Origin of the sequence: Nocardioides humilatus, from assembly GCF_008373755.1 — a bacterium.
Taxonomy (GTDB): Bacteria; Actinomycetota; Actinomycetes; order Propionibacteriales; family Nocardioidaceae; genus Nocardioides; species Nocardioides humilatus.
Map to the genome: position 1 here is coordinate 974996 of NZ_VUJV01000003.1, position 26917 is coordinate 1001912.

Annotated in this window: 24 protein-coding genes; 10 read left to right on the forward strand and 14 right to left on the reverse strand. The window is 70.2% G+C overall.

The genetic code is table 11. The features are described 5' to 3' along the window. Positions 1-22 precede the first annotated feature (22 nt). Both F0U44_RS12570 and F0U44_RS12575 read right to left on the reverse strand, forming a co-directional pair. Complete coding sequence (locus F0U44_RS12570) at positions 23-718, reverse strand: sigma-70 family RNA polymerase sigma factor (protein WP_246160482.1); 696 nt, start codon at positions 716-718, stop codon at positions 23-25. Positions 719-934: 216 nt separating this feature from the next. Next, entirely contained in the window at positions 935-1123 is a 189-nt protein-coding gene (locus tag F0U44_RS12575) for a hypothetical protein (RefSeq protein WP_149728608.1), read from the reverse strand. A 54-nt stretch (positions 1124-1177) separates the two neighbouring features. On the opposite strand from F0U44_RS12575, the gene F0U44_RS12580 reads away from it, so the two are divergent. Both F0U44_RS12580 and F0U44_RS12585 read left to right on the forward strand, forming a co-directional pair. Continuing rightward, positions 1178-2332 carry a hypothetical protein gene (locus F0U44_RS12580; RefSeq protein WP_149728609.1) on the forward strand — a complete coding sequence of 385 codons (1155 nt, stop codon included), beginning with the start codon at positions 1178-1180 and terminating at the stop codon, positions 2330-2332. Between the two features lie 45 nt (positions 2333-2377). Further along, positions 2378-3124: a DinB family protein gene (locus F0U44_RS12585; protein WP_149728610.1), complete on the forward strand. Its 747-nt coding sequence runs from the start codon at positions 2378-2380 to the stop codon at positions 3122-3124. 71 nt (positions 3125-3195) lie between these two features. On the opposite strand, the gene katG is transcribed toward F0U44_RS12585, so the two are convergent. The 7 genes from katG to F0U44_RS12620 form a co-directional block, all read right to left on the reverse strand. Continuing rightward, positions 3196-5394, reverse strand: coding sequence for a catalase/peroxidase HPI (katG, locus tag F0U44_RS12590; protein ID WP_149728611.1), 2199 nt, complete (start codon positions 5392-5394; stop codon positions 3196-3198). A 16-nt stretch (positions 5395-5410) separates the two neighbouring features. Next, complete coding sequence (locus F0U44_RS12595; protein ID WP_149728612.1) at positions 5411-5851, reverse strand: Fur family transcriptional regulator; 441 nt, start codon at positions 5849-5851, stop codon at positions 5411-5413. A 73-nt stretch (positions 5852-5924) separates the two neighbouring features. Beyond that, positions 5925-8501, reverse strand: coding sequence for a DUF4153 domain-containing protein (locus F0U44_RS12600; protein ID WP_149728613.1), 2577 nt, complete (start codon positions 8499-8501; stop codon positions 5925-5927). After that, a complete protein-coding gene (locus tag F0U44_RS12605) occupies positions 8498-9199 on the reverse strand; it encodes a response regulator (RefSeq protein WP_149728614.1) in 702 nt (233 codons plus the stop codon). Before F0U44_RS12605 ends, F0U44_RS12600 begins: the two co-directional genes overlap by 4 nt. A gap of 144 nt (positions 9200-9343) precedes the next feature. Then, positions 9344-10660 (reverse strand): cytochrome P450, encoded by a 1317-nt coding sequence (locus F0U44_RS12610; RefSeq protein WP_149728615.1) that lies wholly within the window; start codon positions 10658-10660, stop codon positions 9344-9346. 29 nt (positions 10661-10689) lie between these two features. Next, complete coding sequence (locus tag F0U44_RS12615) at positions 10690-12513, reverse strand: peroxidase family protein (protein ID WP_149728616.1); 1824 nt, start codon at positions 12511-12513, stop codon at positions 10690-10692. Between the two features lie 57 nt (positions 12514-12570). Then, on the reverse strand, positions 12571-13161 hold the full coding sequence (locus F0U44_RS12620) for a hypothetical protein (RefSeq protein ID WP_149728617.1): 591 nt from the start codon (positions 13159-13161) through the stop codon (positions 12571-12573). A gap of 198 nt (positions 13162-13359) precedes the next feature. Here F0U44_RS12620 and F0U44_RS12625 point away from each other — a divergent pair, with 198 nt between their 5' ends. Next, positions 13360-14364 (forward strand): TIGR03617 family F420-dependent LLM class oxidoreductase, encoded by a 1005-nt coding sequence (locus tag F0U44_RS12625; protein WP_149728618.1) that lies wholly within the window; start codon positions 13360-13362, stop codon positions 14362-14364. Between the two features lie 56 nt (positions 14365-14420). After that, positions 14421-16178, forward strand: coding sequence for a hypothetical protein (locus tag F0U44_RS12630; protein WP_149728619.1), 1758 nt, complete (start codon positions 14421-14423; stop codon positions 16176-16178). Between the two features lie 33 nt (positions 16179-16211). Here the strand turns inward: F0U44_RS12630 and F0U44_RS12635 are convergent, their stop codons facing one another. From F0U44_RS12635 to F0U44_RS12650, 4 genes are read right to left on the reverse strand one after another with little or no spacing between them, the layout of a single operon-like run. Then, positions 16212-17249 carry a lipase family alpha/beta hydrolase gene (locus tag F0U44_RS12635; protein ID WP_149728620.1) on the reverse strand — a complete coding sequence of 346 codons (1038 nt, stop codon included), beginning with the start codon at positions 17247-17249 and terminating at the stop codon, positions 16212-16214. Next, complete coding sequence (locus F0U44_RS12640; protein ID WP_149728621.1) at positions 17246-18088, reverse strand: SDR family oxidoreductase; 843 nt, start codon at positions 18086-18088, stop codon at positions 17246-17248. The genes F0U44_RS12635 and F0U44_RS12640 overlap by 4 nt, the downstream gene beginning before the upstream one ends. After that, positions 18085-19581: a flavin-containing monooxygenase gene (locus tag F0U44_RS12645; protein ID WP_149728622.1), complete on the reverse strand. Its 1497-nt coding sequence runs from the start codon at positions 19579-19581 to the stop codon at positions 18085-18087. Before F0U44_RS12645 ends, F0U44_RS12640 begins: the two co-directional genes overlap by 4 nt. Beyond that, a complete protein-coding gene (locus tag F0U44_RS12650; protein WP_149728623.1) occupies positions 19578-20516 on the reverse strand; it encodes a patatin-like phospholipase family protein in 939 nt (312 codons plus the stop codon). The genes F0U44_RS12645 and F0U44_RS12650 overlap by 4 nt, the downstream gene beginning before the upstream one ends. 59 nt (positions 20517-20575) lie before the next feature. Between F0U44_RS12650 and F0U44_RS12655 the strand changes: the two genes are divergently transcribed. Together F0U44_RS12655 and F0U44_RS12660 are read left to right on the forward strand one after the other, a co-directional pair. Continuing rightward, positions 20576-21190: a TetR/AcrR family transcriptional regulator gene (locus F0U44_RS12655; RefSeq protein ID WP_149728624.1), complete on the forward strand. Its 615-nt coding sequence runs from the start codon at positions 20576-20578 to the stop codon at positions 21188-21190. 10 nt (positions 21191-21200) lie between these two features. Continuing rightward, on the forward strand, positions 21201-21623 hold the full coding sequence (locus tag F0U44_RS12660) for an SRPBCC family protein (RefSeq protein WP_149728625.1): 423 nt from the start codon (positions 21201-21203) through the stop codon (positions 21621-21623). Between the two features lie 3 nt (positions 21624-21626). On the opposite strand, the gene F0U44_RS12665 is transcribed toward F0U44_RS12660, so the two are convergent. Beyond that, a complete protein-coding gene (locus F0U44_RS12665) occupies positions 21627-22211 on the reverse strand; it encodes a TetR/AcrR family transcriptional regulator (protein ID WP_149728626.1) in 585 nt (194 codons plus the stop codon). Positions 22212-22288: 77 nt separating this feature from the next. Here F0U44_RS12665 and F0U44_RS12670 point away from each other — a divergent pair, with 77 nt between their 5' ends. Genes F0U44_RS12670 through F0U44_RS12685 form a run of 4 tightly spaced genes read left to right on the forward strand, consistent with a single transcriptional unit; the run spans position 22289 to position 26915 of the window. Further along, positions 22289-23668 carry an aldehyde dehydrogenase family protein gene (locus F0U44_RS12670; protein ID WP_149728627.1) on the forward strand — a complete coding sequence of 460 codons (1380 nt, stop codon included), beginning with the start codon at positions 22289-22291 and terminating at the stop codon, positions 23666-23668. Positions 23669-23686: 18 nt separating this feature from the next. Further along, on the forward strand, positions 23687-24562 hold the full coding sequence (locus F0U44_RS12675) for an SDR family oxidoreductase (RefSeq protein WP_149728628.1): 876 nt from the start codon (positions 23687-23689) through the stop codon (positions 24560-24562). Positions 24563-24570: 8 nt separating this feature from the next. Further along, positions 24571-26004 carry a cytochrome P450 gene (locus F0U44_RS12680; RefSeq protein ID WP_149728629.1) on the forward strand — a complete coding sequence of 478 codons (1434 nt, stop codon included), beginning with the start codon at positions 24571-24573 and terminating at the stop codon, positions 26002-26004. Beyond that, positions 26001-26915: an oxygenase MpaB family protein gene (locus F0U44_RS12685; protein WP_149728630.1), complete on the forward strand. Its 915-nt coding sequence runs from the start codon at positions 26001-26003 to the stop codon at positions 26913-26915. Before F0U44_RS12680 ends, F0U44_RS12685 begins: the two co-directional genes overlap by 4 nt. The last annotated feature ends 2 nt before the right edge of the window (positions 26916-26917 follow it).

Here is a 26917-nt window from a genome sequence, read left to right on the forward strand (position 1 = left end):
GGCAGGCCGCCTGACGGGGGGCTCAGGCAGCCTTCGTGGTCGTCGTGCGCCCGCGACGACCCGTGATCGACGTGCGCAGATCAGTGAGGATCCGCTGCAGCAACCGCGATACCTGCACCTGCGTGACGCCGAGCTCGTCGGCGATCTGCTGCTGCGTCTTCTGCTCGTAGAAGCGCATCCGCAAGATCTTGCGGTCGCGCTCCTTCAGGCGCTTGCAGGCAGGAGCCAGGACGGCGATCGCCTCCGACCGGTCGTAGCCGACCTCGTCGGTGGCGAGCCGGTCGATCCACGAAAAGCCGGCGTCTCCTCCGGGCGCCGTCTCGTGCAACGAGTCGGGGCTGGACAACGTCGCGCACTCGTAGGACTCGAGGACGTCCTCCGTGGTGCAGCCGAGGTCGTCGGCGAGCTCCTGCGGCCGCGGGGGTCGCCCGAGGAGCTGGGTGAGCCGCTCCTCCGCCTCCGTCACCCGCGGGCGGAGCTCCTGGAGCCGCCGCGGTGGACGGATCGTCCACGTGATGTCGCGGAAGTAGCGCTTCAGCTCTCCGAGAATGCTCGGTACGGCGAAGACCAGCAGGTCGTCGCCGCGAGCGGGGTCGAAGTTCTGGACCGCGCGGGTGAGCGCGAGGCAGGCGACCTGCTCGAGCTCGTCGCGGGCCTGACCCCGGTTGCGGTAGCGCGACGCGAGAGCGTGGGCCACCGGAATGTTGAGGACGATCACCTCGTCCAACAAGCGAGCCCTATCAGCAGGCTCCGCATCGACAGCCTCAGCAAGGAGGGCTGCGGTTCGTTGTTTGCGTTCGTCGGTCGTAACAGTTGTTGCGGGCATGACGGACTACTCCCGATTGCGAGAGCGGGTGTGGCGGTTGGCTGGGCCACGGGCGCCGAAGCGCCAACAATTCGACCATAGCCCAAAATGACTAGATCGCCTAGTCCTTCAGGACATGTCGTGGTGCTCGCGCCACTCGCGCCGCTCCTCCTGCTCGACCGAACCGTCGGGGAATCGTTCGGGCTCGGACTCGACCGCGATGCTGCGTTTCCGGTCGAACCAGAAGGCCGCTGCGAGGCCTCCTCCGATGAGCGAGACGAGACCGATTCCGAGCAGGACACCGACGACGATGGTCATACCACGTCAGTGCCCGTGCAGCCGTTCGGCATACCTGAAGTGGGAGGATCCACCATGCGCAGGATCGTCCTCGGGGCGCTGGCCCTCGTGCTGGTCGTCGTACTGGCGGTCATCTGGGTGGCGACCCGGGGTGACGATGCCGAGCCGCGCGCCAGGAGCAGACCGAGCGACAAGCCGGCGTCCGGACCGCGGGAGGTCTACCGGCTCGGCGAGGCCGCGGCCGCCGTGCCCGGCGAGGACTACGAGGTCCTCCAGCAGATCCCGGGGCAGATCGCCCACCAGTCGGTGCTTCTCCTGCCCGACCGGACGCTGGTCCTCACCAACACGTACCGATACGGCGAAGCAGGTCTCCCGCTGCCCGACCTGGTCGCGGTGTGGGACCCCGATACCGGCGTACGCCAGAACCTGCCCGCCCGCTGGCCGCGCCACTTTTCGCGCGTGACCGCGAGCGGAGAGCATGACCTGTGGGTGTCCTTCGCCGGGCCCGGGCCGACCGGCAAGGTGCACCGCGTCGTGCACTACGACCTCCGGACAGGGCAGGACGAGGTCCTCACCGTCCCGGACGTCGCGAACGCGAAGAGCAAGCACGTCATCGGAGCGCCGTACGGCGCTGCCGACGGCCGCATCTACTTCCTCACCGGCACCGAGCCGTGCCTCAAGTCGCGCCCCCGGTGCGACAACCCCCACGACGCCGAGCTGTGGTCGTTCGCGCCGAGCGCGCCGGATCTCGTGCGTAAGGAGGCCGACGACGTCGGGGAGTTCGCCGTCTCGCCGACGCACCTGACCTGGGTCGATTCGCGGGACTCCGGCGACGACGAGGACTTCGTGCTCCACGTGCGCAGGCACGGGAGCGACCGCGTCCACCAGGCAACCGTCCGGGACTGCTGGTACGGACCCTGGGTGCCGGTGCTCCAGACGAGGAACAAGCGGGTGCTGCTCCAGTGCGGTCGCCTCTTCGACACGCGTGCACACCAGGTCGCTCGCCTGCACATCTACAGCCACGACCTCAGCGGGATGGGCAACCGATGGATCGCCTGGGGCTGGACCATCCTGCAGCCCGACACCGGTCGGCTGCTCCAGATCTCCGACGGGCGGATCTGGCACCAGCGCCCGGTGGCGATGTCTGGCGACCTCATCCTCTTCCCGACCGGCACCGAGCCGCCCAACACCCGCAACGGCACCTGGACCCTGGCGCGCCTAGCACGCTGAGGCTGGGTGACGTCCGGTGTCGGAACGGCGTGGCACTGTGCCGTCATGACCACGTTCCGCAGCTCCGACGACCTCCGCGGCGCGGAGTTCCTCGACGCCGACCTCACCGGTGCGCGCTTCGTCGGCAGCGACCTGTCCGGCGCCGTCATGCGCGGCGTCGTGGTCGATGGCGCCGAGATCGACGCGCCCTGGCTCTCCGAGGGCGCGTTCCTCCTCGTCAACGGGATCGACGTCCTCCCCTTCGTTGAGGCCGAGCTCGACCGCCAGTTCCCCGGACGGGCCGACCGGAAGGCCGCCGACCCGGTCGGCCTGCGGGCGGCCTGGGCCGCCCTGGAGCGCGCCTGGGGTGCCGCCGTCGAACGGGCCCGCTCCCTGCCCGGTGGCACGGTCGACGTCCGCGTCGCCGGCGAGTGGTCCTTCGCCCAGACCCTGCGTCACCTCGTGCTGGCCACGGACCTGTGGCTGGGCCAGGCCGTCCTGGAGATCGAGCAGCCGTTCCACCCACTGGGGTTGCGGCACACCGACGCCGACGATCGTGCTGATCCTCCGCCCGGCGGTACCCCGACCTTCGCTGAGGTGCTCCAGGCGCGCGCGAGCCGGATCGCGATGGTCCGTGACTTCCTGGTCCGGGTCTCCGCCGACGAGCTCGCCGCGCCGCGGACCAACCCGCACAGCGTCGATGAGCAGGAGACCGTCGTGTCGTGCCTCCACGTGATCCTCGAGGAGGAGTGGGAGCACCTGCGCTATGCGTTGCGCGACCTCGACGTCATCGCCGCGGGAGACCAGGCCTGACAACGAGAAGTGGGGAGGTCCCGACGCAGCTGGTGCGTCGGATCCTCCCCACTTCCCCGTGGATCAGGTGATCAGACCAGGTCGGCGTCCATGACCTTGGTCCAGGCCGCCACGAAGTCGGCGACGAACTTCTCGCGAGCGTCGTCGCTGGCGTAGACCTCGGCCAGCGCGCGGAGCTGCGAGTTGGAGCCGAAGACGAGGTCGACGGCGGTCGCCGTACGGGTGACCTCACCGCTGACGCGGTCGCGGCCCTCGTAGACCTGCTCGCCGGACTCCGCGACCTTCCACACGACGCTCATGTCGAGGAGGTTGGTGAAGAAGTCGGCGGTGAGGACGCCCGGCCGGTCGGTGAAGACGCCGTGGGCCGAGCCACCGTGGTTGGCACCGAGCACCCGGAGGCCGCCGACCAGGGCGGTCGTCTCGGGAGCCGACAGGCCGAGGAGGTAGGCCCGCTCGACGAGCAGCTTCTCCAGCGGAGCCTTCTCGCCGGGCCGCGCGTAGTTGCGGAAGCCGTCGGCGCGGGGCTCGAGCGCGGAGAAGGAGTCGACGTCGGTCTGCTCCTGCGAGGCATCGGTGCGACCGACCTGGACGGGTACGGTCACCTCGACACCGCCGTCCTGGGCGGCCTTCTCGACCGCGGCGGCACCGGCGATCACGATGACGTCGGCCAGCGAGACCTGCGCGCCGCCGGCGGCGTTGAAGTCGGCCTGGACCTGCTCGAGCTTCGACAGCGCGACGCCCAGGTCAGCCGGGCTGTTGACGTCCCAGTCCTTCTGGGGAGCCAGCCGTACGCGAGCGCCGTTGGCGCCACCGCGGCGGTCAGTGCGGCGGTAGCTGCCCGCCGAGGCCCACGCGGTCGAGACGAGCTGTGCGACGGACAGGCCGCTCTCGAGGACCTGCGCCTTGATCGTGGCGACGTCGGCGTCGGAGACGACGGCACCCTCGTGCGCCGGCACCGGGTCCTGCCACAGCTGGGCCTCGGGGACCCAGGGGCCGAGGATGCGGCCGACGGGACCCATGTCGCGGTGGAGCAGCTTGTACCAAGCCTTGGCGAACGCCAGGCGGAACTCGTCGGGGTTCTCGAGGAAGCGTCGCGAGATGCCCTCGTAGACCGGGTCGAAGCGCAGCGCCAGGTCGGTGGTCAGCATCGTGGGCAGGCGCTTCGGGGAGTCAGCGGCCGGGCCGGGGATGATCGCCTCGGCGTCCTTCGCGACCCACTGCTTGGCGCCGGCGGGGCTCTCGGAGAGCTCCCACTCGTAGCCGAAGAGGATCTCGAAGAAGCGGTTGCTCCACTGGGTCGGCTTGTCGGTCCAGGTGACCTCGAGGCCGCTGGTGATCGTGTCGGCACCCTTGCCCGACGCATAGGAGCTCGTCCAGCCGAAGCCCTGCTCCTCCAGACCGGCACCCTCGGGCTCCACACCGACGAGGTCGGGGTTGCCGGCACCGTGGGCCTTGCCGAAGGTGTGACCACCAGCGATGAGGGCGACGGTCTCCTCGTCGTTCATCGCCATCCGGCCGAAGGTCTCGCGGATGTCGCGGCCCGCGGCGAGCGGGTCGGGGGTGCCGTTGGGGCCCTCCGGGTTGACGTAGATGAGACCCATCTGGACCGCGCCGAACGGCTCGGCCAGCTCGCGGTCGCCGCTGTAGCGGGCGTCGTCGAGCCAGACGTCCTCGGTGCCCCAGTTGATCTGCTCCGGCTCCCACACGTCCTCACGACCGAACCCGAAGCCGAACGTCTCGAAGCCCATGTCCTCGAGCGCGACGTTGCCGGCGAGGACCAGGAGGTCGGCCCAGGAGACCTTCTGGCCGTACTTCTTCTTGACCGGCCACAGCAGGCGGCGGGCCTTGTCGAGGTTGCCGTTGTCGGGCCAGCTGTTGAGCGGCGCGAAGCGCTGGTCGCCCGAGCCGGCGCCACCGCGGCCGTCGAAGGTGCGGTAGGTGCCCGCGGCGTGCCAGCTGAGGCGGATCATCAGGCCGCCGTAGTGGCCGAAGTCCGCGGGCCACCAGTCCTGAGAGGTGGTGAGGACCTCGACGATGTCGGCCTTGAGGGCCTCGACGTCGAGCTTCGCGAACTCCGCGGCGTAGTCGAACTCCTCGCCGAGCGGGTTGGTCGCGGGTGCCTGCTTGTGCAGCTGGGTCAGGTCGAGCTGGTTGGGCCACCAGTCCTGGTTGGTGCGCGGGGCGGGCGAGGCGGAGGTCGGCGCATCCAGCGCCGGGTTCTCGCTGTCGCTGCCGGATGCGGTCGCGCCGTGGTCAACAGGGCAGTTCATGGGAAACCTCTCGAGCTCAGCTGGAAGGGACGGTGATGCAGTCGGGGCAGGTGCCCCAGTAGACGACCTCGGCCTCGTCGATCACGAAGCCGTTGTCATCGGTAGCGGTCAGGCAGGGGACGTGGCCCACAGCGCAGTCCACGTCGCTGATCGCGCCGCAGCTGCGGCACACGACGTGGTGGTGGTTGTCGCCGACGCGGGTCTCGTAGCGCGCCACGGAACCGGACGGCTGGATCCGACGGATCAGGCCGGCCGCGGTCAGTGCCCGCAGGACGTCGTAGACGGCCTGGTGGGAGACCTCGCCCTCGACGGATGCGTCCGCGCGGACGGCCGAGATGAGGGCGTCGGTGTCGGCGTGCGGGTGGGCGTGCACGGCACCGAGGACGGCGAGGCGCGGCCGGGTCACCCGCAGGTCGGCACCCCGGAGCAGCTGCTCGAAGTCGGGGGCCGCGGTCACACGAGCGAACCTACTCCTTTTCTTGAATGATTCAAGATCTGACACGCCCCGATCTCAGGACCTGGAACAAGTTCTAGTGATCGGTCTGCCCCGGGCAGTCGGTCCGCGGCTGCCAGTCGCCCCGGTGGGCGTCGGCGAAGTCGTGGGCGCGCCAACGGCCGAGGTTCCACTCCAGCCAGTCATCGCCGTGCTCGTCGCCCTCGTCCCCCTGGTCGATGGTGATCGCACACTCCTCGAGGTCGTCGGGGAGCTCACGCAGCTCGGGCAGGGCGTCGTCGGAGAGGCCGGCGAGGTAGTCCCAGTCGACCTTGCCCGTCTCGGCGTAGCGGTCCAGGTTGTGGCGGGCGATCCAGGCGTCGGGGTTCATCGCGGCCAGGCCCAGGAGAAGGACGACCCCGCTCAGCAGCCCGAACCGCGGCAGCCACGCGGCGCGCAGCGCCACCCCACCCGCCATGGTCGCGAGCACGAGCAGGCCGAGCCAGCCCTCGAAGACATCGACGAGCAGGCGGAGCCGGGTGAAGCCGTAGGCGTCTTGGTAGACGTCCATCCGGTAGACCGCCGAGGCGACCACGACCAGGGTCGCGACGCAGAGGACGCCCAGCGACCCGCGGAGCCAGGCGCGGTCGGAGGCGGTCGCACGGGGCGCCTTCCGGTTGGCCGCCCCGACGACCAGCAGGGTCAGCGCGGTGGCAACGGTCAGCTGGCCGAAGCCCTGGTGGACGTAGTCGGCGTAGGTGATGCCCGTCGTACGTTCGAGGTAGTCGTGGCCACCGAAGATGACGGCCGCCTGGGCGACGAGGAAGAGCAGGAAGACCGCGTCGACCACCACCACGGGAGCGAGCCACTCGAACCGGTGCGCAACCGGTCGAGGGGCCCGCTCCCCGCCATCGACCTTCGGCGGGTTGAGGGCGAGGTAGCCCCCCGCCAGCACGACCCCGCCGACGAAGAACGTGACGAAGGCGCGCAGCGCGAGGTCCTCGGACCCGAGGTCGGGAGTGATGGCTCCGACCCATTCGGCGAAGAGAGCGTCGGCCGAAGCGAAAAGGAGCGCGAAGACGGTGAGCCCGAGGATCGACAGGAGCGTGGTGCGCAGCAGCGCCGCCTTGTTGCCCATGCCGGTGACGACACGCAGGGTGCGACCCAACCAGGGCAACCCGCGCAACCCCGACAGCGGCCATGCGACGACCGACAGCACGAACCCCGGGACCGTGCGACCGCGTGCCAGGCCGACGGCACACAACCCGCCTCCGGCGAGCAGCGACAGGACGGAGATCCACTCGGCGTCGCGCACCGCGACGACCGAGGCGAGGGCGAGGCACAGCGCGGCGCAGGTCAGGGTGAAGGGGTCGCGCCGGTTGCGGCTCGCCGTCAGTACGACGACACCCGCCGCCATGAGCACGATGGTGACGCCGATGCCGAGCTCGCGGTCGGGAAAGACGATCGCCGCGAGCACGCCCACCGCGAGGGCTCCCAGGAGGACCCGGAGGTTGCCGGGCAGCGACCGCTCGGGCCAGAACCCGCCGAACAGCTGGTCGGTGATCGGCTCGGGTCCCGCGGGCTGCGGGGCAACCACGGTCGGTGGCGGGGGCGGGACGACGGACGGCGACACGACGGACTCCTCGAGAAGCAGACGATGGGGAAGGGGATCGACCGGGAGGTCGGCGCGCACGCGCGCACCGCTCTGGCCCGGTGCGGGGTCGACGAAGGCGATGGCGCCGCCGTGGAGGTCGGTGACCCAGCGGGCGATGGCGAGGCCGAGCCCGGTGCCTCCCCCGCCACTGTCGGCGCCGACCTCGGTCAGGGTGCCGAAGCGTTCGAAGGCGCGCTCCCGGTGCTCGGACGCTACCCCGGTGCCCTGGTCGGACACCTCCAGCCGCCAGCGACCGTCCGGCGCCAGCCCGGCACGGACCGCCACCACCCCACCCGCCGGACTGTGCCGCGTGGCGTTGTCGAGGAGGTTGGCGACCAGCTGGTGGAGCCGACCCGGGTCGCCGACGACGGACAGGTCGGGCGGGACCACCGCGACGTCGTAGGTCACGTCGCGCCCACCCGCGCGGGCCTCGGCGACGGCCTCCTCCAGCAGCATCAGTACGACCACGGGCCGGCGCGCGAGCGGAGCCTTGCCCGCCTCGACACGGGACAGCTCGAGGAGGTCGCCGACCAGGCCGGCCATCCGCTCCCCCTGCGCCAGCGCAGCCCGCAACGCTGCCGGTTCGGGCTCGGCGACGCCGTCGGCGAGATTCTCCAGCAGGGCGTTGAGAGCAGTCAGAGGTGTGCGCAGCTCGTGGCTGACGTTGGCCACCAGTTCGCGCCGCTGCCGGTCGACCGCGCCGAGCTCCTCGGCCATCGTGTTGAACGCGACCGCGAGCTCGCCCACCTCGTCGCGCGAGGTGGCCGTGACCCGCACCGCGTGGTCGCCGCCGGCCATCCGGCGGGCCGCGGAGGTCATCTCCCGCAGCGGCGACGTCATGCCGACTGCGAGCAGCTGGGTCACGCCCAGCGCGAGGGCGATCGTGACCGGGATGCCCAGCCAGACCGGCACGCCCGCTGCTTTTCCGATCGAGGTCACGACCACGGCGACCACGACGCTCGCAGCGACGAGCACGCCGAGCTTCACCTTCACCGACCGGACCGGGTCGAGCAGCCTCATCGGCCGGGCTCTCGGCCGGTCTCCAGGGCGTAGCCGACCCCGTGCACGGTGCGCACCCGGTCGGCCCCGATCTTGGCGCGCAGCGCCTTCACGTGACTGTCGACCGTGCGCGTCCCCGACGCCCCGGGCCAACCCCAGACGTCGGCGAGCAACTTCTCGCGGGTCAGTACGACGCCCGGCTCGCTCGCCAGGCAGACCAGCAGGTCGAACTCGGTCGGGGTCAGGTGCATCTCCGAACCGTCGGCCCACACCCGGCGGGCAGCGGCGTCGATGCGCAGGTCACCAAGGTCGGCGGGACCCGATCCTGCGAGCTCGGCCGCACGGTCGACCCGGCGCAGCAGGGCGGCCACCCGCGCCACCAGCTCGCGCATCCGGAAGGGCTTGGTCATGTAGTCGTCAGCCCCGACACCGAGCCCGACCAGGATGTCGGTCTCGTCGTCGCGGGCGGTGAGCATCAGCACCGGCACCGGCCGGACCGCCTGGATCCGGCGGCACACCTCGTGGCCGTCGAAGCCCGGCAGCATCACGTCGAGAACGACGAGGTCGGGCTCGTGGTCGGCAAAGGCCTGGACGGCACCCGGGCCGTCGAAGGCCTGCGTGACGTCGTACCCCTCCGCCGTCAGGCGGTCGGTCACGGCACCGTTGATCACGGGCTCGTCCTCGACCACGAGGACGGTGTGACGCCGGGGACTGGTCATGGTCCGAGACTAGGAGCGCGCTCCGTCAGATCGCGGGGACGACTCGTGAAGATCCTGTGCAGGTTGCCTTGGTTTCGAGGCTCGCTTCGCTCGCACCTCAACCAGCGGCAGCGCTCGCTTCGCTCGCACCTCAACCAGCGGCAGCTACAGCCGGATCTCGACCCCGTAGATGTCGATCGCGTAGGGCAGCTGCTCGGGGCGGAGTCGAGGACCGGCGGCGAGCTTGGGCTCACCGCGGGCGATCAACCGGCCGAGGAAGGCCTGGCCGAGGAAGATCGACAGCCCCGCGCCGGGGCAGCCCTGGGGGCCGTGGCTGAAGAAGTTGAAGCGCCAGTCGTCGCTCGCGTCGCCGCTGACCCACTCCTCGGGTGAGAAGCGGTCGGCGTAGGGCACCCGTGCGCGGTTGCGGTGGTTGAAGAGGTTGTGGATCAGCACCTGGGTGCCGGCGGGCGTCTTCTGCCCGTTGGCCCAGCGGACCTCTTCGGCCTGCACCCGTCCGAAGAGCGCGGTGGTCGGCCACAGCCGCATGGCCTCGAGGATGCAGCCGGCCAGGTAGGTCGACCCGGCCACCGTCTCCACGTCGGTCAGGTCCTTGCCCGCGACCTCCGAGCGTGCGACGCCGAGGACCTTCGAGTGCGTCGCGAGTACGGCGAGCGCCCGCATCAGGTTGGCGGGCAGGGTGTCGCCCATGGCGAAGAGCCAGTGAATGAGCTGGCCGGGCACGTCGGTGCCGGCGCTCTGGGGAGCTCCCGCGATCAGGCCGGTGAGGGCGGCGGGGTCGGGGTTGTCGACGTACTCCTTGATGCGGGCGTGGAAGTCGGCGTAGCCGTCGGCCGGCTTGCCGGGCATCTTGTTGCCCGCCGACATCAGGTCGCCCAGCTGCTCGGTCAGCGATGCGTCGTCGGCCGCCTCGGCGCCGAAGACGACGATCCGGGTGAGCCGCTGGAAGGCCTTGTTGACGTCGTCGAAGGTCGCCGCCCGGCCCAGCGACATCAAGCCGTCGGCCGCCGCGACCGACTGCACCGCGAACCCTCGGGCGAGCGTGTGGGTCGGATTGCCGGTCTCGAGCACCGCCTCGGCGAACGCCCGCCGGTCGGCCCAGAGGTCGCCACGGGAGATCGTGAGCGCGTCGGGCTGGAAGGCGGCCATGCCCTTCCGCTTGGCGTCGGGGTCGGAGGCGAAGGGCGACGGCGAGCCGCCCAGCACCACCTTGAGGTCGTCGGGGTGGGTGACGAGGAGTGCCTCGTCGCCTCCGACGCGCACCCAGAACGGGTCAGGTCCGTACTTCTTCTCCAGACCCTCCACCAGGCGGTAGGCGAGGTGGTCGCCCGGCAGCTTGCCGAGGCTGCTGACCACCACCTCCCGCTTGCGGAAGAGACCCTGCACGACATTGGGGACGCCCACCTGGGCGGTGAACCGCACACCCTCGACGAGCGAGGCGTGCTTGAAGTCGAGTGCCACGCACCGAGCCTTTCAGCAGAACGACAGGATCAGAAGGGCAGGTAGGACTTCACGGTGTCGGCCGCTCGCAGGATGACCGGCTTCTTGCCCGGCTCCGTCGCGCCCAGCTCGTGCCAGGGCGCGAACACCCGCTCGACATCGCCGATCACCGGCTCCAGCTCGGGGTAGTGCCGCAACAGCACGTCCTTCATGGAGTTGTCGTTGACCCAGTCGTAGCCGGTCTTCGTGTAGATCTCCGGGGTGAAGTCGGTGGTGAAGAATCGGTCGCTCTTGAGCCGGCGCGAGGCCATCAGGATGAAGATCCGGAAGGCGGTGTCGGAGAAGCCGAAGCCCTTCGGCGGCTGCTCGGCCTGCATGCCGATCTGCAGGTCGACCGCGTCGACGTCACCGTTGTAGATCTCGTTGATCTCGCGGGCCCAGTCCTTGTTGGGCGTGATGTCCTCGATCTTCTTGCGCCGCGGCATCCGCAGCGCCTCGCGGAAGTCGTTGTAGCGCGGCACACCACGCTCGCGGTCGCGGACGATGTCAAGGGTCGCCAGGTCGGTGACCTGCCCGTCGACGCGGGTCAGGTTGCGCAGGGCGTTGGGGTAGTTCTTGAGGCAGACGGCACCGGCGCTGGCCTTGCCGATGGAGTACCACATGTCGCCCATCTCCAGGCTGTGCATGAAGTCGCGGGTGTAGCTGCCCTGGATGTCGGTGAAGTAGGCGTCCTTGAGGTGCTCGCCGCTGGCGAGGGAGTAGAACGACCAGTCGTCGGGGATGAGCGGGTGCATCCGGTAGACCGACACGAACTCCTCGGTCAGGGAGAACGGCGCCGAGTGGTGGTCGGTCGCGGAGCCGATGATCCCCGACAGTGCCTCGGAGTCGCCGACGCGGCCGATCTTGTCGCGGAAGGCCTCGCCGAGGGCGCCGTACCAGTTGGCGCTCATGCCGATTTGGAGCGCCGGGTGGCGCAGCACGCAGGGCGTCCACTCGACCGTGTGGATCTTCGCGATGAGCGCGGAGACGACGAGGACGCCGAGCTCGAAGAGGCGCTGGTCGTCGAGCTCGGGGTGAGCCTTCTTGATCGCGTCGCAGACCGAGTTGTGCTCGCGGGCGAAGAGCGTGTGCAGCAGGCCGGGACCGAACCAGTAGTTCTCCTGCATGCCCGTGAGGTCGATGCCCGGGATGTCGCTGGCCGGCAGCCGGCCGTTGTCGTCGACCCGGACCTTGCCATCGACACCGGTGCGGATCTTGCCCTGCTTCTCCGCGCCCGAGCCGTAGACCTGGGAGCCGTCCCACCAGTGGGTCTCGGCGTTGCCGAACACCGGCGCGGGCTGGCCGTCGACGATCTCGCCGCGCATCGGGATGGTCTCCCGGATCCGCATCGGCTTCTCGGGGAAGTCGTCGTCCTCGCGGATCGGGACCTCGATGACGCGGTCGGCGCGGCCGTCACCGTGGAAGAACCAGTTGTGGTTCTCGAACTGCAGCCACGCCGCACCGAGCGCGTTGAGGATGCCGGCCGGCTTGAAGGTGTCGCGCGCCATCAGTCGGCGGCTGATCTCACGCGGGTCGGGGGTCAGCAGGCGCTTGCGGTCGATCACCGTGTTGGCGATCGGGACGTTGCGGCCGAAGCCGGAGTCCTTCGAGCCCATCATCGGGCAGCCGAGGTCGTTGTAGGTGCCGTCGGCCGTCCGCGCGCGCTCGACTCCCGGGGGCGGGTCGCCCGACGGGTCGTCGGGCCGCATCCCGTCCTGCTCGTAGAGGTTCTGCTCGCGCAGGTCGTCGCGCGCCTTCGAGAGCGCGGCGAGCTGGAGGATGAGCGAGGGGTGCTCGTACCACTGCAGGTTGAGGGGGTTGGGGATGCTGACCATCAGGTTCTCTCCAAGGGATCGGGGGGAGGGGCAGTGGTGCGGAGTTCAGGTCCGGGTTCAGGTGCGGAGCGCGAAGTAGCCGAGCTTCACGTAGGACTTGGTGGGCAGCCGGTAGAGGATCTTGCCGAGGTAGGCGCCCGGCACGATCTGGACCAGCTCGTCGCGGATGCTGCGGATGAGCAGGCGCGGGTTGGACTCGACGTCGGCGTAGTCGATGACCATCACCTGGCGGTCGGGGTCGTCCTTGCCGGCCTCGACGTAGGTCTTGAAGTCGAAGGCGAGCCGGCCCTCGGCCGACTCCTTCATCGAGTAGAGCGGCCAGAGCACCTTGCTGACGATCACCGACTGGTCGGTCATCCGGTTGTCACCGGTGCCGGACTCGGCGTCGAACCGCTTGCCCTCCCACGGCATCCACATCGACGTCAGCGCCTTGAGCGCCACGTCGGTGAGCGCGGTCGTGGTGGTGAGGACGAGGATCCCGTCGGTCGGGCCGTCGAGGTCGGTCACCGGCCCGCCTGAGCGGAAGAGCTCGTTGAGCTGCTCGTCGGCACTGTCGCGATCGGACTTCCCGAGCTCCTGGAGCTCGAGGATCCGGGCCCAGGCCTCCTCGGCGGTCGTCCCCGCGGTCGTGCTGGTCGCGTCGGCCATGGTCTCCCCTGTCACGGAGCAAGTCGCGGGCCCCCGAGGGCCAGGCGTGGGTGCTGCACCTGGTGTGCGAACGACAGAGTGTGTCCTGCGTCACGCTGTCGCGTGAAACATAAGCCTCCGCCCGGTCCCTGAACAGGCTTTCCACCGAACGACACCGGAGATAGAACGTGTTCTACTCTTTGCGAAGGAGGCCCCACCATGCCCGTCGAGATCGACCTGACCTACCACGGCGACCCGGCCGGCATCGCCGCCGTCGCCCGCTCCATCGAGGAGCACGCACCCGGCTCCGCGCTCTACGTGCCGGAGGGAGCCCACGACGCGTTCGTCTACATGGCCCTCGCCGCGGACGGGACGTCGCGGATCCAGCTGGGCACCTCGATCGCACTGGCCTTCGCCCGCTCCCCCATGGCGATGGCCTACCCCACGTGGGACCTGCAGCGACTGTCGGGCGGCCGGTTCGTCCTCGGCCTCGGCTCGCAGATCAAGCCCCACATCGAGCGGCGCTTCTCGATGCCGTGGTCACGTCCGGCCGACCGGATGCGCGAGTACGTCGCCGCGCTCCGCGCCATCTTCCACACCTGGCAGACCGGCGACACCCTGGACTTCAAGGGCGACTTCTACACCCACACACTGATGCCGCCACTCTTCAACCCGGGGCCCTTGCCGGCTCCCCCGCCAATCTGGCTCGCCGGCGTCGGCCCGCTGATGATCGAGGCCGCGGGCGCGGTCGCCGACGGGTTCATGTGCCACCCGTTGCTCTCGCAGAGCTACCTCTCCGAGGCCATCACGCCTCAGCTGGAGAAGGGTCGGGCGAGCACCGGCGCGACGGGCGACTTCATCGTCACCGCGATGGCGATGGTCGCCACCGGTCGCACCGAGGAGGAGATGGCCGTCGGGATCGCTGGCACCAAGCGCCAGATCGGCTTCTACGCCTCGACCCCCGCCTACAAGCCGGTCCTCGACCACCACGGCTGGGGCGACCTGCACGCCGAGGCCCACGCGTTCACCAAGACCGGCCGCTGGGCCGAGCTCGGCGACCTCATCGACGACGAGGTGCTCTCCACGCTCGCCGTCGTCGCCGAGATGCCGGATGCCGGCGCCGCCGTACGGGCTCGCTTCGAGGGACTCGCCTCGCGGGTGATCCTGTCGATCCCGTATCAGACCGACCCCGGGTTCGGGCTGGAGATCGTCACCGGCTCCTGAGCGAAATCCGCTCTTCGACCGATGCGCCGGGGCGGCGCGCGGCGGATACTGCACACATGAGGTCCCGCTGGGTCACCTTCGTCGTCGTGAGCGTCCTCGCCGTCGCTCCGGCTCTCGGGATCCCGGCGACCGCGCGAGCCGACGGCGTCCCGGTGCTGGCGGTCACCGACGTCACCGGCATCGGCCTCACCGTCTCAGCCGGCGGCGGCACCCAGACCATCCAGGCCACCTGCCCGACCGGCACGATCCCGCTCTCCGGCTACGTCACGGCGTCGGCGACCGACGACCTGCGCCGGCTCTTCGAGACCTTCCAGATGGTCGACGGCGGCACCTTCCTGACCAGCATCGTCAACTTCGGCGCGCAGAACCGCACCGTCCAGGCCGTGGTGCGCTGCGTCGCGACCTCCCAGCTCGGGACCATCCACACCGCGTCGGGCACCTTCGACGCAGCGGCCGACCACGTCGCCGAAGGCACCGTCGCCTGCGGGGACGGCTGGGTCGCGATCAACGCCAGCGTCACCGAGCCGCACAGCCCCGACCGGACGCTCCTGACGTCGACGCCGACGGCCGACCTCGCGGGCTGGTCGGCGCGCGGATGGGTGGGCGACCCCGACGATCCGACCGAGGTCATGACCATTGACGCGCACTGCGTCCAGAAGACCCGGCTCCCGGGCATCCAGGCGGCGTCGCACTACGACAGCGTCGGATGGGGCGCCGCCGCGGCGGCCGATTGCCCCACCGGACTGTTCCCCCTCTACGGCGGCACCACCCACATCGACGGCGACCGCGGTGGCATCTCCGTGCTCGAGCACCCCACGTCGACCGGCTGGGCATCGACGACGCTGTCCTTGAGCAGCGGCTACATGTTCAGCACGGTCGCGTGCGTCCCGAGCGCGCTGCCCACGCTCTTCCTGTCCGGCTCCACCGGCTACACCAACGTCGCGCAGCTCTACTGGACCTGGACGGCCTTCGACCCGGCCTCGGCCGGCGGCTACTCGATGGGCTTCGTCTGCCAGATCAACCATCCCGGCACCGGCACGCTGCCGCACTCGTGCAGCGCCCCGATCACCCAGACGACCGGCGTCGCCGACGGCGAGCACTCGATCGAGGTCTACGCCCAGACCAGCGACGGCCGTCGGTCGGCGCTCGCCCAGGCGACCGTCGTGGTCGATACGGTCCCGCCGATCGTCTACGTGACAGCACCGCCGCTCTTCCCCGCCACGCGCGCTGCCACCGTGACCTGGTCGGGCACTGACGCGACCGCGGGTATCGCCGGCTACGAGCTGCGGCGTCGTCGTACTCCGCGGGTGGGGGCCGTCGGCGAGTGGACGACGCCTGTGTCATTGCCGCCGACGGCGACGACCCGCGGCTACGTGGATCTCCTCGAGGGATCGACCTACTGCTTCGAGGTCCGAGCCAAGGACCGTGCCACCAACACCAGCCCATGGGGCCAGAAGTGCGCAGCGATCCCGATCGACGACCGCTCGCTGACCCGCTCGGCCGGATGGACCGAGGTCTCCGAGCCCGGCTGGCTCGACAACAGCGCGCTCGAGACCACGCAGCGCGGCGCCAACGTCTACAAGCGCGCGACCACCCGTCGGCTGGCGCTGACGGCCCTGACCTGCCCCACCTGCGGCAAGGTCGCCGTCCTCGTCGCCGGCACCCAGGTCGCCACCTTCGACCTCGCGGCCGCGACCACGCGACGCCAGCTCTTCACCGTGCCGCCCTTCGCGCTCACCACGGGAGCGGTGGTCGTCAAGGTCGTGTCGGAGGACAAGCTGGTGAAGATCGACTCGCTGTCGTCCTGGCGCTGAGCCCTTGGCCGGAGGCGCTTCTCCGGGCGTGCGTCAGCAGCCGGCGGCGAAGACGTAGCAGGGCAGGGCGGCTTCCTCGGTCGCGCGCGGGGTCGTCGCGACGGCGGTGGCGATCTGGATCGGCGCCTTGAGTGCACCGGCCAGCGCCTGGGCCTGGTTGAGGCCGGGCAGGAACAGCCGCCCACAGACTGACGGCGACACCCGGCTCGGGTCGACCGGTCCCCGGTGGGTGATCGCGTCCATGATCAGCGCCCAGGTCGCGGCGTCGACGGTGCCGTTGGTGAGGTGGTCGGCGATCCGGCCGGGGCAGGTCTCCTGGATCGCGGTCCGCTCATAGCCCGCGCCGGCAACGGCGGTGAGCCGAGTCGTGGCCGGAGCCACCAGACCATCGGTCCGGCTGTAGATCACGCTGTAGTCGATGCCGCGGAAGGTCTCCTGCCGCGAGTTGATCGCGGCGATGAAGTCGGAGCCGGCGAGCTGCTGCCACACACCCTGCGGACACCCCGTGACCCCGCAGGTCGCGCCGCCCAGTGCGGGCGCCAGCGCCGGCGCGTAGAGGGTGACGCCCTGCATGTCCGGGGCCACCCCGACGTAGTCGGCGACCATCTTCCGGGTGTCCGGGAAGAACCGCAGCGCCCAGCGTGGACGCATGCCGCCCTGGCTGTGGCCGACGATCGCGATCTTGCGACCGCCCGCCTTCCGGAAGGTGTGCCGGATCGCGTAGGCGTCGTACTCACCGGCGACGGTGAGGTCACCCAAGGTGTTGTACGGCGGCGTGACCGCGCACCACGGGATGCCGGCGCGCGTCAGGGCTGGTGCCCAACTCCAGGCGAACTGGCTCTCGTAGGTGAAGGCGGTGCCGGGGACGAGCAGCACCGGCTCCTTGTCGGAGTCGAAGTCGCCGCGACAGGTGACGGCGGCGCGGAGGTCGGCCGCCGATGCCCGCAGCGCAGGCCCCGGCCGGTCGACCGGCGCGTAGCCGGGGTCGGACGTCGCCTGGGCCTGGTCGAACCCCGAGAGAGTGGCCAGCGCGACCGCAGCGGTCGCCAGGACCCGGGCGGCCCACCTCACTGTTGGGATTCGATCCGGTCGATGTAGGCCTTGCGCACCGAGTCGTCGACGCGGGTGATGGCAGCGTCGTCGTGGACGGCGTGCCGGAAGACCCGCATGACGCCCTCGGGCACCATCGGTGCACCGTTGGCGGCGAAGCCGACATAGGAAGGTACGGCGATCTCGGCCTTGCGGTTGCGGACCGACTTCACGACCGCGGCCGCGATGTCCTCAGGCTCGACCGCCGGCAGCAGGCCGTAGTCGATCCCGGACGAGAGCTCGGTCTTCACCGCGCTCGGGAGCACAGCGGTGATCGACACGCCCGTGCCCTCGAACTCGAGACGGGTCGCGGCGGTGAGGCCGACGACGGCGTACTTGCTGGCGTTGTAGACGGCGAGGCCCTTGATGGGGAACTTGCCCGCCAGCGACGCCACGTTGACGACGTGGCCCTGCTGGCGGCGCACCATGCCGGGCAGCGCGAGCCGCATGCCGTGGATGACGCCGTAGACGTTGACGTCCATGGTCAGCCGGTCGATGCGGTCCTCCTGGTCGAGGAACGCCGAGTTGGGCATGACGCCGGCGTTGTTGACGAGCACGTCGAGCGGCTGGCCGTGCTGGAGCTCGGCTGCCTCGAGGAACGCGCCGAAGGACCCCTTGTCGGTGACGTCGAGGCGGTGGCCGCTGGCGTTGACGCCGAGCTCGGCGGCTGCCTCCTTCACCATCGCCTCGTCGAGATCACCGAGCGCGACGTGGGCACCGGCCGCGATGAACTCCTTCGCGGTGGCGAGCCCGATGCCGCGGGCGGCACCGGTGATGGCGACCAGGGCGCCGTCGAGATCGATCTTCGGGTAGCGGCTCATGCGGTGACCTCGGTTTCGACAGGCTCAACCACCGAGGGCTGGGCGATTTCAAAGTCGGCGGGACGGAACGGGCTGATGCGGCGAGCGAACTCGCTGGTCGACCAGGGCCACGAGAAGCTGTTGCGGCCGTTGGCGTCGATGAAGTAGCTGTGGCAGGTGGCCCCGCTGTAGGCGGTGCCGACGAGCGCGGCCTGCACGTCATCGACGTAGGCCGACTGTGCGTCCGGACGCACGTCGATCGAGGACCAGCCCTTCGTCCGCGTGGTCGTGATCGCGTCGACGATCATGGCGACCTGAGCCTCCGCGACCGCGAACGCCGATCCGTGGCCCGTGCCGAGGCTCGGGCCCAGCACGATGAACGCGTTGGGGAAGCCGGCCACGACCGTGCCCTGGTAGGCCTCGGGCGATCCGGCCCAGTGCTCGGCCATCGTGCGGCCGTCGGCACCGCGCACGAACTCGGCGACCGGCAGGTCGAGGATGTGGAAGCCGGTGCCCAGGATGATCGCGTCGACCTCGGCCCGGGTGCCGTCGCTGCCGACGACCGTCGATCCCTCGACCCGGTCCACGCCCGTGGCGTGCACCTCGACGTTGGCCTTCGTCAGTGACTGCAGGTAGTTGTTGGAGAAGAGGATGCGCTTGCAGCCGAGCAGGTAGTCGGGCGTCAGCTTGGCGCGCAGCTCCTTGTCGCGGACGGCGGCGCGGAGGTAGGCCTGACCGACCTTCTGCAGGCCGTGCATCAGCGGCTTGGGGTGGTGGAAGGCGACACCGACTGCCTCCATGGCGGCGTACTCCACGCGGCCGAGCGTCCTCTCGAAAAGGGGGATGTTGCGCTTGACCCACTTCTCCGCGTCGGGGACGTGGTGGTCGACCTTCGGCAGCACCCAGTGGGCGGTGCGCTGGAAGAGGTGAAGCTGCTCGACCTGCTGCTGGATCTGCGGCACGAACTGCACCGCCGAGGCACCCGTGCCGACGACGGCGACGCGCTTGCCGTCGAGGTCGAAGTCGTGGTTCCACCGGGCGGAGTGCCAGACCTCACCCGGGAAGTCGGCCAGGCCGGGGACGTCGGGGATCTTGGGCTCGTTCCACGGGCCGGCGGCCGCGACGAGGAAGCGTGCGGTCATCGCGCCGTCGCTGGTCTCGAGCTGCCACTGCTGGGTCGACTCGTCCCACGCCGCGCCCTGGACCTCGACGCCGAAGCGGGTGATGCCCTCGAGGCCGTGGTCGCGGGCGACGCCGTCGATGTAGGCGAGGATCTCCGGCTGGTTGCCGTAGACCCGCGACCAGTCGCTGTTGGGGGCGAACGAGAACGAGTAGAGGTTGGACGGCACGTCGCAGGCGCAGCCCGGGTAGGTGTTGGCGCGCCAGGTGCCGCCGTAGGTCTCGGCCTTCTCGAGGATGACGACGTCGTTGACCCCGGACTCGCGCAGCTTGATGGCCGCGGCGATGCCGGAGATCCCGGCGCCGATGACAATCACTTCGTGGCGGGTGCTCATGCGGGTGCTCCTTCGAGTGCGACGGCGACCCGGCGGCCGACGTGCTGGCGGGCGGCAGCCAAGGTGGCCTCGCGCCGCGAGAGGTCCATGAAGTTGGGGCCCATCACCTCGAGCTCCTCGACCCCGGGCTCGACCCGGATGACGCTGATGCCCGCGGCGCGCAGGGTGGCGACCTCGGCGTCGAGGCCGGCGGTCATCTGGGACCGCAGGATGCGCTCGATCCGGCTCAGGCCCTTGGCGGGCGCACCGCCCTCGGTCGTCATCGGTGCGACGACGACGACCTCGTCGACGCCCGCGTCGACGAGCAGGTCGGCCGACACCGACGACACCGCACCACCGTCGACGAAGCTGCGACCGGCGATCTCCACGGGCGGGAACCAGCCCGGGATGCCCCACGACGCGGCGACCGCCTCACCGAGACCCGCCTTCGGGGCGCCGGGCGAGCCGAAGGCCACCCGCTCCCCGGACGCGACGTCGGCGGCGACGACCCAGGTGGCGGGGTGGGTGGTCCAGCCGTCCGGACCGGCGAGCGCGTCGCCGTACTCCCGGAGCCAGGTGGCGTCACCGCGGCCCTTGGGGAGCAGACCAGCCAGGGCGTTGTACGGCGAGCGCCGCGCGATGCCGGCCCGCACCAACCCGAGCGCAGGGAGGACGGGGACCGGGATCGGCGGCGTCGCGCCGGGGTGCTCGGCGACGTGGGCGGCCAGGATCGGGTCGGCGCCTGCCTTCCCGTCGAGCGCATCGAGGAGGTCCTGCGGCGTCCGGCCCGAGCCGAGCGCGGCCACCAGCTCGGAGCCGGCGGAGGTCCCGATCAGCACGTCGGCAGTGCAGAGGTCCCAGTCGAGCTGCTGCTCGACCTCACGGAGGGCGACCGCGGTCCAGGCGAACCCGAGGGTGCCGCCGCAGCCAATGGCGAGTGCGCGTCGTTGCGTCATAACTCGGATACTAACGGTATTCGAATACTGACGGTAGCCCGATTTGGTAAGATTTCTCCGTGGCCCGGATCACCCGCAAGGAGTCGCACGCGCAGACCCGCGAGCGCCTCGTCGAGACCGCCTACCGGCTCTTCATGGCCGACGGCTACAACGCCACGTCCCTCGACAAGGTCGCTGCCGAGGCGGGTTTCTCGAAGGGCGCCGTCTACTCCAACTTCGCCACCAAGACCGAGCTCGGCCTGGCCGTGCTCGACGTGCTCCACCTGGAGCGCGCCATGTCCCTGGCCGCCGCCGTGTTGGAGGCAGAGACCGCCGAAGACCGCATCGCAGGCTTCGCGAAGTGGGCCGACGAGAACATCGGCGACGTCGGCTGGGGCGCCCTCGAGGTGGAGTTCGCCACCAGCAACCGCAACGTGCCGGGGGTCAACAACGAGCTGGCCAGCCGCCGCCGTCTGCTCACCGCAGCGCTCGGTGACCTGCTCGAGCAGCAGGCCACCGACCTCGGCCTCGTGCTCCCGATGCCGGCCGAGGACGCCGCGACGCAGCTGCTCGCCCTCGGCATCGGACTGGGCCTGCAGCGAGCGTTCGATCCCGAGCTGCCGGTGACCGGAATCGTCGACCAGCTGCGTTCGCTCCTCGAACGCTCGACCCCGATCGACCCGAGTGGTCGCTAACGTCATCGCCATGCGCGCCACTTCCACTGCCGTCGTCTCCGCCACCCCCGACCAGGTCTGGGCGGTGCTCGCCGACCACGAGGGCATGGCCTCCTGGGGCCCGGGCATGAAGGTCGAGCTGACCACGGAGGGCGCGCCCGACCGCAACGGCATCGGCTGCGTCCGCAAGATCAGCGCGCCCGGTCCGGCGCCCGCGATCGTCGAGGAGATCACCCGCTTCGAGCCCGGCGCAGCGCTGGGCTACAAGGCCCTCGGCGGCGTTCCGTTCAAGAACTACCGCGGCGAGGTCCTGCTGACCGCCGAGGGCAACGGCACCCGCATCGAGTGGACCCTCAGCGCCGACCAGCGCGTCCCCTACGCCGAGAAGGGCGCCCTCAAGGGCATCTCGGCGAGCCTGCTCAAGCTGCTCGTCCGGGCCGTCAAGAAGGGCTGACGGCTACTCGACCCCGAGGAGCGGGACGAGGTACTTCGTCGCGAACTCCCGGGTCGCGGCATCGTCGTGCATGGGGATCCGTCCGTCGGGGGCGAGCACGAGGCTGAGGGCGAGGCGCGCCTGGATCTCGGCGACGACATCGGCGTCGACGCCGAGGTAGCGCCCTTCGGCCTGCAGGTCGCGGACGAAGTGCGCGATGTAGTCGCGCACGAGCACCATCACTCGGTCGGCGAGCTCGCCGGGCCGCACGGCCTCACCGTCGAGCTCGCCATCGCCGCGCATCAGCCGCACCAGGAACGGTCGATCCGCGACTGCGTGGGCGAACGTGGTGAAGCCGGCGGCCGACTGCTCCTCGACGGTCTGAGCACGCCCGATGGCGGCGTCGACCGCTTCGATCACCCGCTGGGCCTCACGGACGAGCACGGCCTCGACGAGCTGGGCCTTGCGAGGGAATCGGCGGTAGACCGTGGCGACGCCCAGACCGGCTGCGTCGGCGATCTGGTTCATCGTCGTACGGCGCGCGCCCCCCTCCGCGAGCTCCTCCAACGCGGCGTCGAGGATCCGCTCGATGCTGGTGTCGATGCTCACATTCCAACCCTAGCGGCCGCTAACGCGCGATGATAGATTCCTAAGCAGTTTCTATCACCTCAGCGTGGAGGTCCCTTGTGGTCGAGTCCGCAGAACAGCTGGTCACCCGGCTTCGTCGTACGTTCGAGAGTGGCCGCACCCGCGACCTGGACTGGCGTCGTCGCCAGCTGCGCGGGTTGTCCCAGCTGCTCGCCGACAACGAGGAGCAGATCCTCGCCGCGCTTGCCGAGGACCTCGGCAAGCCGCGCTTCGAGGCGTGGGCCGGCGACATCGCGGCATCGATCGGCGAGGCCGACCACCTCCGCAAGCACCTGGGCGGCTGGGCCAAGGACACGTCCGCCCGCCTGCCCCTCCCCTTCCGCCCCGGCCGGGCGAGCGTGCGGCACGAGCCGCGCGGCGTCGTCCTGGTCGTGGCGCCCTGGAACTACCCCGTCTACCTGCTCGCGACCCCGCTCGCTGCCGCGCTGGCCGCCGGCAACGCGGTGGTCTGCAAGCCGTCCGAGCTGGCACCGGCGACGTCCGCGCTCATCACGAAGCTCGCCGCCGACTACCTCGACAGCGACGCCATCGCCTTCGTCGAGGGCGGCGTCGAGGAGACCACCGCGCTCCTCGAGCAGCGCTTCGACCACATCCTCTACACGGGCAACGGCACCGTCGGGCGGGTCGTCGCCCACGCCGCCGCGAAGCACCTCACCCCCGTCACCCTCGAGCTTGGCGGCAAGAGCCCGGCGATCGTCGACAAGGACGCCAACCTCAAGCAGGCGGCCAGCCGGATCGCGTTCGCCAAGTGGTCCAACGCCGGCCAGACCTGCATCGCCGTCGACCACGTGTGGGTCCACCACGACGTCCACGACGAGCTGGTCGAGCGGCTCAGGACCGAGCTCGTCGAGCGGTACGGCGCCGATCCGCGCGCCAGCGCCGACTTCGGCCGGATCGTCAACGAGCGGCACACGGCCCGGATCAAGGGGCTCCTCGACGGCGGCGGCTACGACGAGGTGGCGGTCGGCGGCGACGTCGACATCGAGGGCACGTACGTCGCCCCGACCATCGTCACCGGCGTCAAGCCGGACGCGGCGCTGATGGGCGAGGAGATCTTCGGGCCCGTCCTCCCCGTGCTCGCGTTCGACGACATCAGCGAGCCGATCGCCGAGATCAACCGCGGCGACCACCCGCTCGCCCTCTACGTCTTCTCCAAGCACAACGCCGACCGGGTGCTCGACGGCACCACCTCGGGCGGGGCGTGCGTCAACGACACGATGATGCAGGTCTTCCCGCCGAGCCTGCCCTTCGGCGGCGTGGGCGAAAGCGGTTACGGCGCCTACCACGGCAAGTGGGGCTTCGAGACCTTCAGCCACCGGCGCGCGATCTACCGGCGACCGGGCTTCTTCGTCGAGCCGGCGCTGGCCAAGGCGCCGTACACCGCGCTCAAAGAGCGCATCGCGCGCCTCGTCTACTGACCTCTGGAAGGACCGATCATGAACCTTGGTTTCGAGGCTCGCTCCGCTCGCACCTCAACCAGCGGCGCCCTTGCTGGACGGGTCATCGCCATCACCGGCGCCGGCCGTGGCATCGGCGCGGCGACCGCGACCGCCCTCACCGCCGAAGGGGCCCGCGTCGCCATCGGTGACATCGACCTCGACATCGCGAAGGCGACCGCCGAGCGCATCGGCGGCGACACGATCGCCCTGCCGCTCGACGTCACGTCGGTCGACAGCGTCCGCGACTTCATGGACACCGTCGAGTCGACCCTCGGTCCAATCGACGTCTACATCAACAACGCCGGCGTGATGCCGCTGTCGCCCCTCCTCGACGAGGACGACGCCGTGATCGACCGGATCTTCGCGATCAACACCCGCGCCATGATCCACAGCACCCGCGAGGCGGCGCGGCGGATGCTGCCGCGCGGCAAGGGCCACATCGTCAACGTCGCCTCCACGGCGGGCAAGGCCGGGATCGCGGGCAGTGCGACCTACTCGGCGTCGAAGGCGGCGGTGATCCAGTACACCGAGGGCGCCTACGCCGAGCTGCACGACAGCGGGCTCGAGTTCACTGTGGTGATGCCCGGCATCACCCGCACCGAGCTGACCGACGGCGTCGAGGACATGCCGGCCTTCCGCGCGATCACGCCCGAGTCGGTCGCCGACGCGATCACCGCCGCGATCATCAAGCCGCGGTTCGAGGTCTACGTGCCGGGCTCGGCGCGGCCGCTGATGAACGTCACCCGGCTCCTCCCCTTCTCGGTCGGCCAGTGGATCGGCAAGAAGATGGGCGCCGACCACGTCTTCATGGACGCCCTGAAGCGGCCCGAGCGGTCCGACTACGAGGCCCGCGCGAAGGGAGCCGAGCAGTGACCCGACCGATGACCAGGTCAGTGACCAAGCCGACCCTGCAGCACTTCCCGGGCGACAAGCTGCTCGATGCCGTCCAGGAGCGGGTGGGCACCGACGCCGTACCGCTGGCGAAGCCGCCGGCCGGCAGCGGGCTCAAGCCCGTCATGGGCGAGCGCGGCCTGCCCCTCGTCGGCAAGTCGCTGAAGATGATCCGCGAGGGCGAGCAGACGGCCTACGTCATGCGCGACAAGTACGGCGACGTCTTCTGGACCAACGCCTTCGGCACCAAGATGGTCTTCGCCGTCGGCCCCGAGGCCGTGCAGGCGATCTTGCAGAACAAGGGCAAGGTCTACAGCCAGGACGGCTGGGTCTACTTCATCGGACCGTTCTTCACCCGCGGGCTGATGCTGCTCGACGGCGAGGAGCACCACCTGCACCGCCGGATCATGCAGGAGGCCTTCACCCGGCCCCGCCTCGAGGCCTACCAGACCCAGGTGCAGGACATCATCGATCGCACGGTGCCCGACTGGCCGACCGACCAGCCGATGCCCATGTATCCGGCGGTCAAGCAGCTCTCGCTCGACGTGGCGACCGAGGTCTTCATGGGCGCCGAGCCGAGCGACGAGACCCACGCCCTCACCGGCGCCTTCATCGACACGGTGCGGGCCGGCACGGGGTTCGTCCGGACGGAGGTGCCGGTCCTCAAGACGCGCTGGAACAAGGGTCTCGCCGGACGCCGCAAGCTCGACGCCTACTTCCGCCGGCTGATCCCCGCGAAGCGAGCATCGGAGGACACCGACCTCTTCGCGGCGCTGTGCCACGTCGAGACCGAGGACGGGCTGAAGTTCAGCGACGACGACGTCGTCAACCACATGATCTTCTTGATGATGGCCGCCCACGACACGTCGACCATCACCGCGACCGCGATGGCCTACTACTTCGCCAAGCACCCCGAGTGGCAGGACAAGGCCCGCGCCGAGTCGCTCGCCCTCGGCACCGACCGACCGAGCATCGACGAGCTCGACTCGCTGGTCACGCTCGACATGGTCTTCAAGGAGTCGATGCGGCTGGTCGCCCCGGTCCCGGCCTTCGTCCGGCGCACCACCGAGGACACCGATCTGCTGGGGCAGTACGTCCCGAAGGGCACGATCATCAACGTCGTACCGGGTGCGCTGCACCTGCTCGGCGACCACTGGGTCAGCTCCGAGGAGTTCGACCCGACCCGCCTGGCCGACCCCCGCAACGAGCACAAGGCGCACCGCTTCGGCTACGCGCCGTTCGGCGGCGGCGCCCACAAGTGCATCGGGATGGCCTTCGGCACCAACGAGGTCAAGGCGCTGCTCCACAAGATGCTCACGACCTACACGTTCGAGGTGCCCGTGGACTACGAGATCGAGTGGGACCACACCTCGCTCGTCTGCCCGACCGACGACTTCCCCGTGACTCTTCGGCGGCTCGCTTGAGCGCCGCGCAGGAGATGACGCGGGTCTACGTGCCGCGTCCGGGAGAACCGCTCGGCCCGGAGTCCCTGACCTGGCGCCTGTTCGGCGACCAACGGATGCTGCTCGTGGGCATGCGCGCCGGCCTGCTGCAGACGATGCACCCGGCCGTCGACCAGGCCCTGCGCGACCACGACTCGACGTACTTCCAGGGGCCGATGAAGCGGATCCTGCGCTCGCTGCCCCAGATCCTCGGTGTCGTGTACGACGCCGATGCAGCCGCCACCGCGGTCCGGGTGCGGGACTACCACCGGCACCTCAAGGGCACCCTCGCCGACGGCACGCGCTACAGCGCGCTGACGCCCGAGGTCTTCTACTGGACCCACGCGACCTTCTTCGAGCTGCAGATCGCGCTGCGCGAGTTCTTCGGCAAGCCGCTGTCGCAGGGATCCAAGGAGCTGCTCTTCCAGGAGTCGCGCCAGTGGTACTCCCTCTACGGCGTCTCCGCCGCGGGCACTCCGACGACTTATGCGGAGTTCGAGGACTACTGGGACCACATGGTGTCGGATGTCCTCGTGCCCAACGCGATCGCGCGGTCGACCTTCAACCGGACCAAGAAGGGGATCTTCGGACCCTCGCCCTTCCCGGTGCTGCCCGACGTGTTGTGGCGCCCGCTCTCCGACAAGCAGTTCGACGCCATGGCGTGGGTGCTGCGCGGCACCTTCCCCGCGGTGCTGCGCGAGCGGATGGACCTGCCGTGGTCCGACGCGGAGGAGAAGCGGCTGCGCACGTTCGGCGCCGGCGTGCAGCACACCTTCGGCCGGCTGCCCGCCCAGGCGCGGCTGGTCCCCCAGGCACGCCAGGCCTGGCGGCGCGAACAGGCCCAACAACTGGACACAAGCGTTGTCACTCCCGATCGAACGAAAGTAGTGTGACC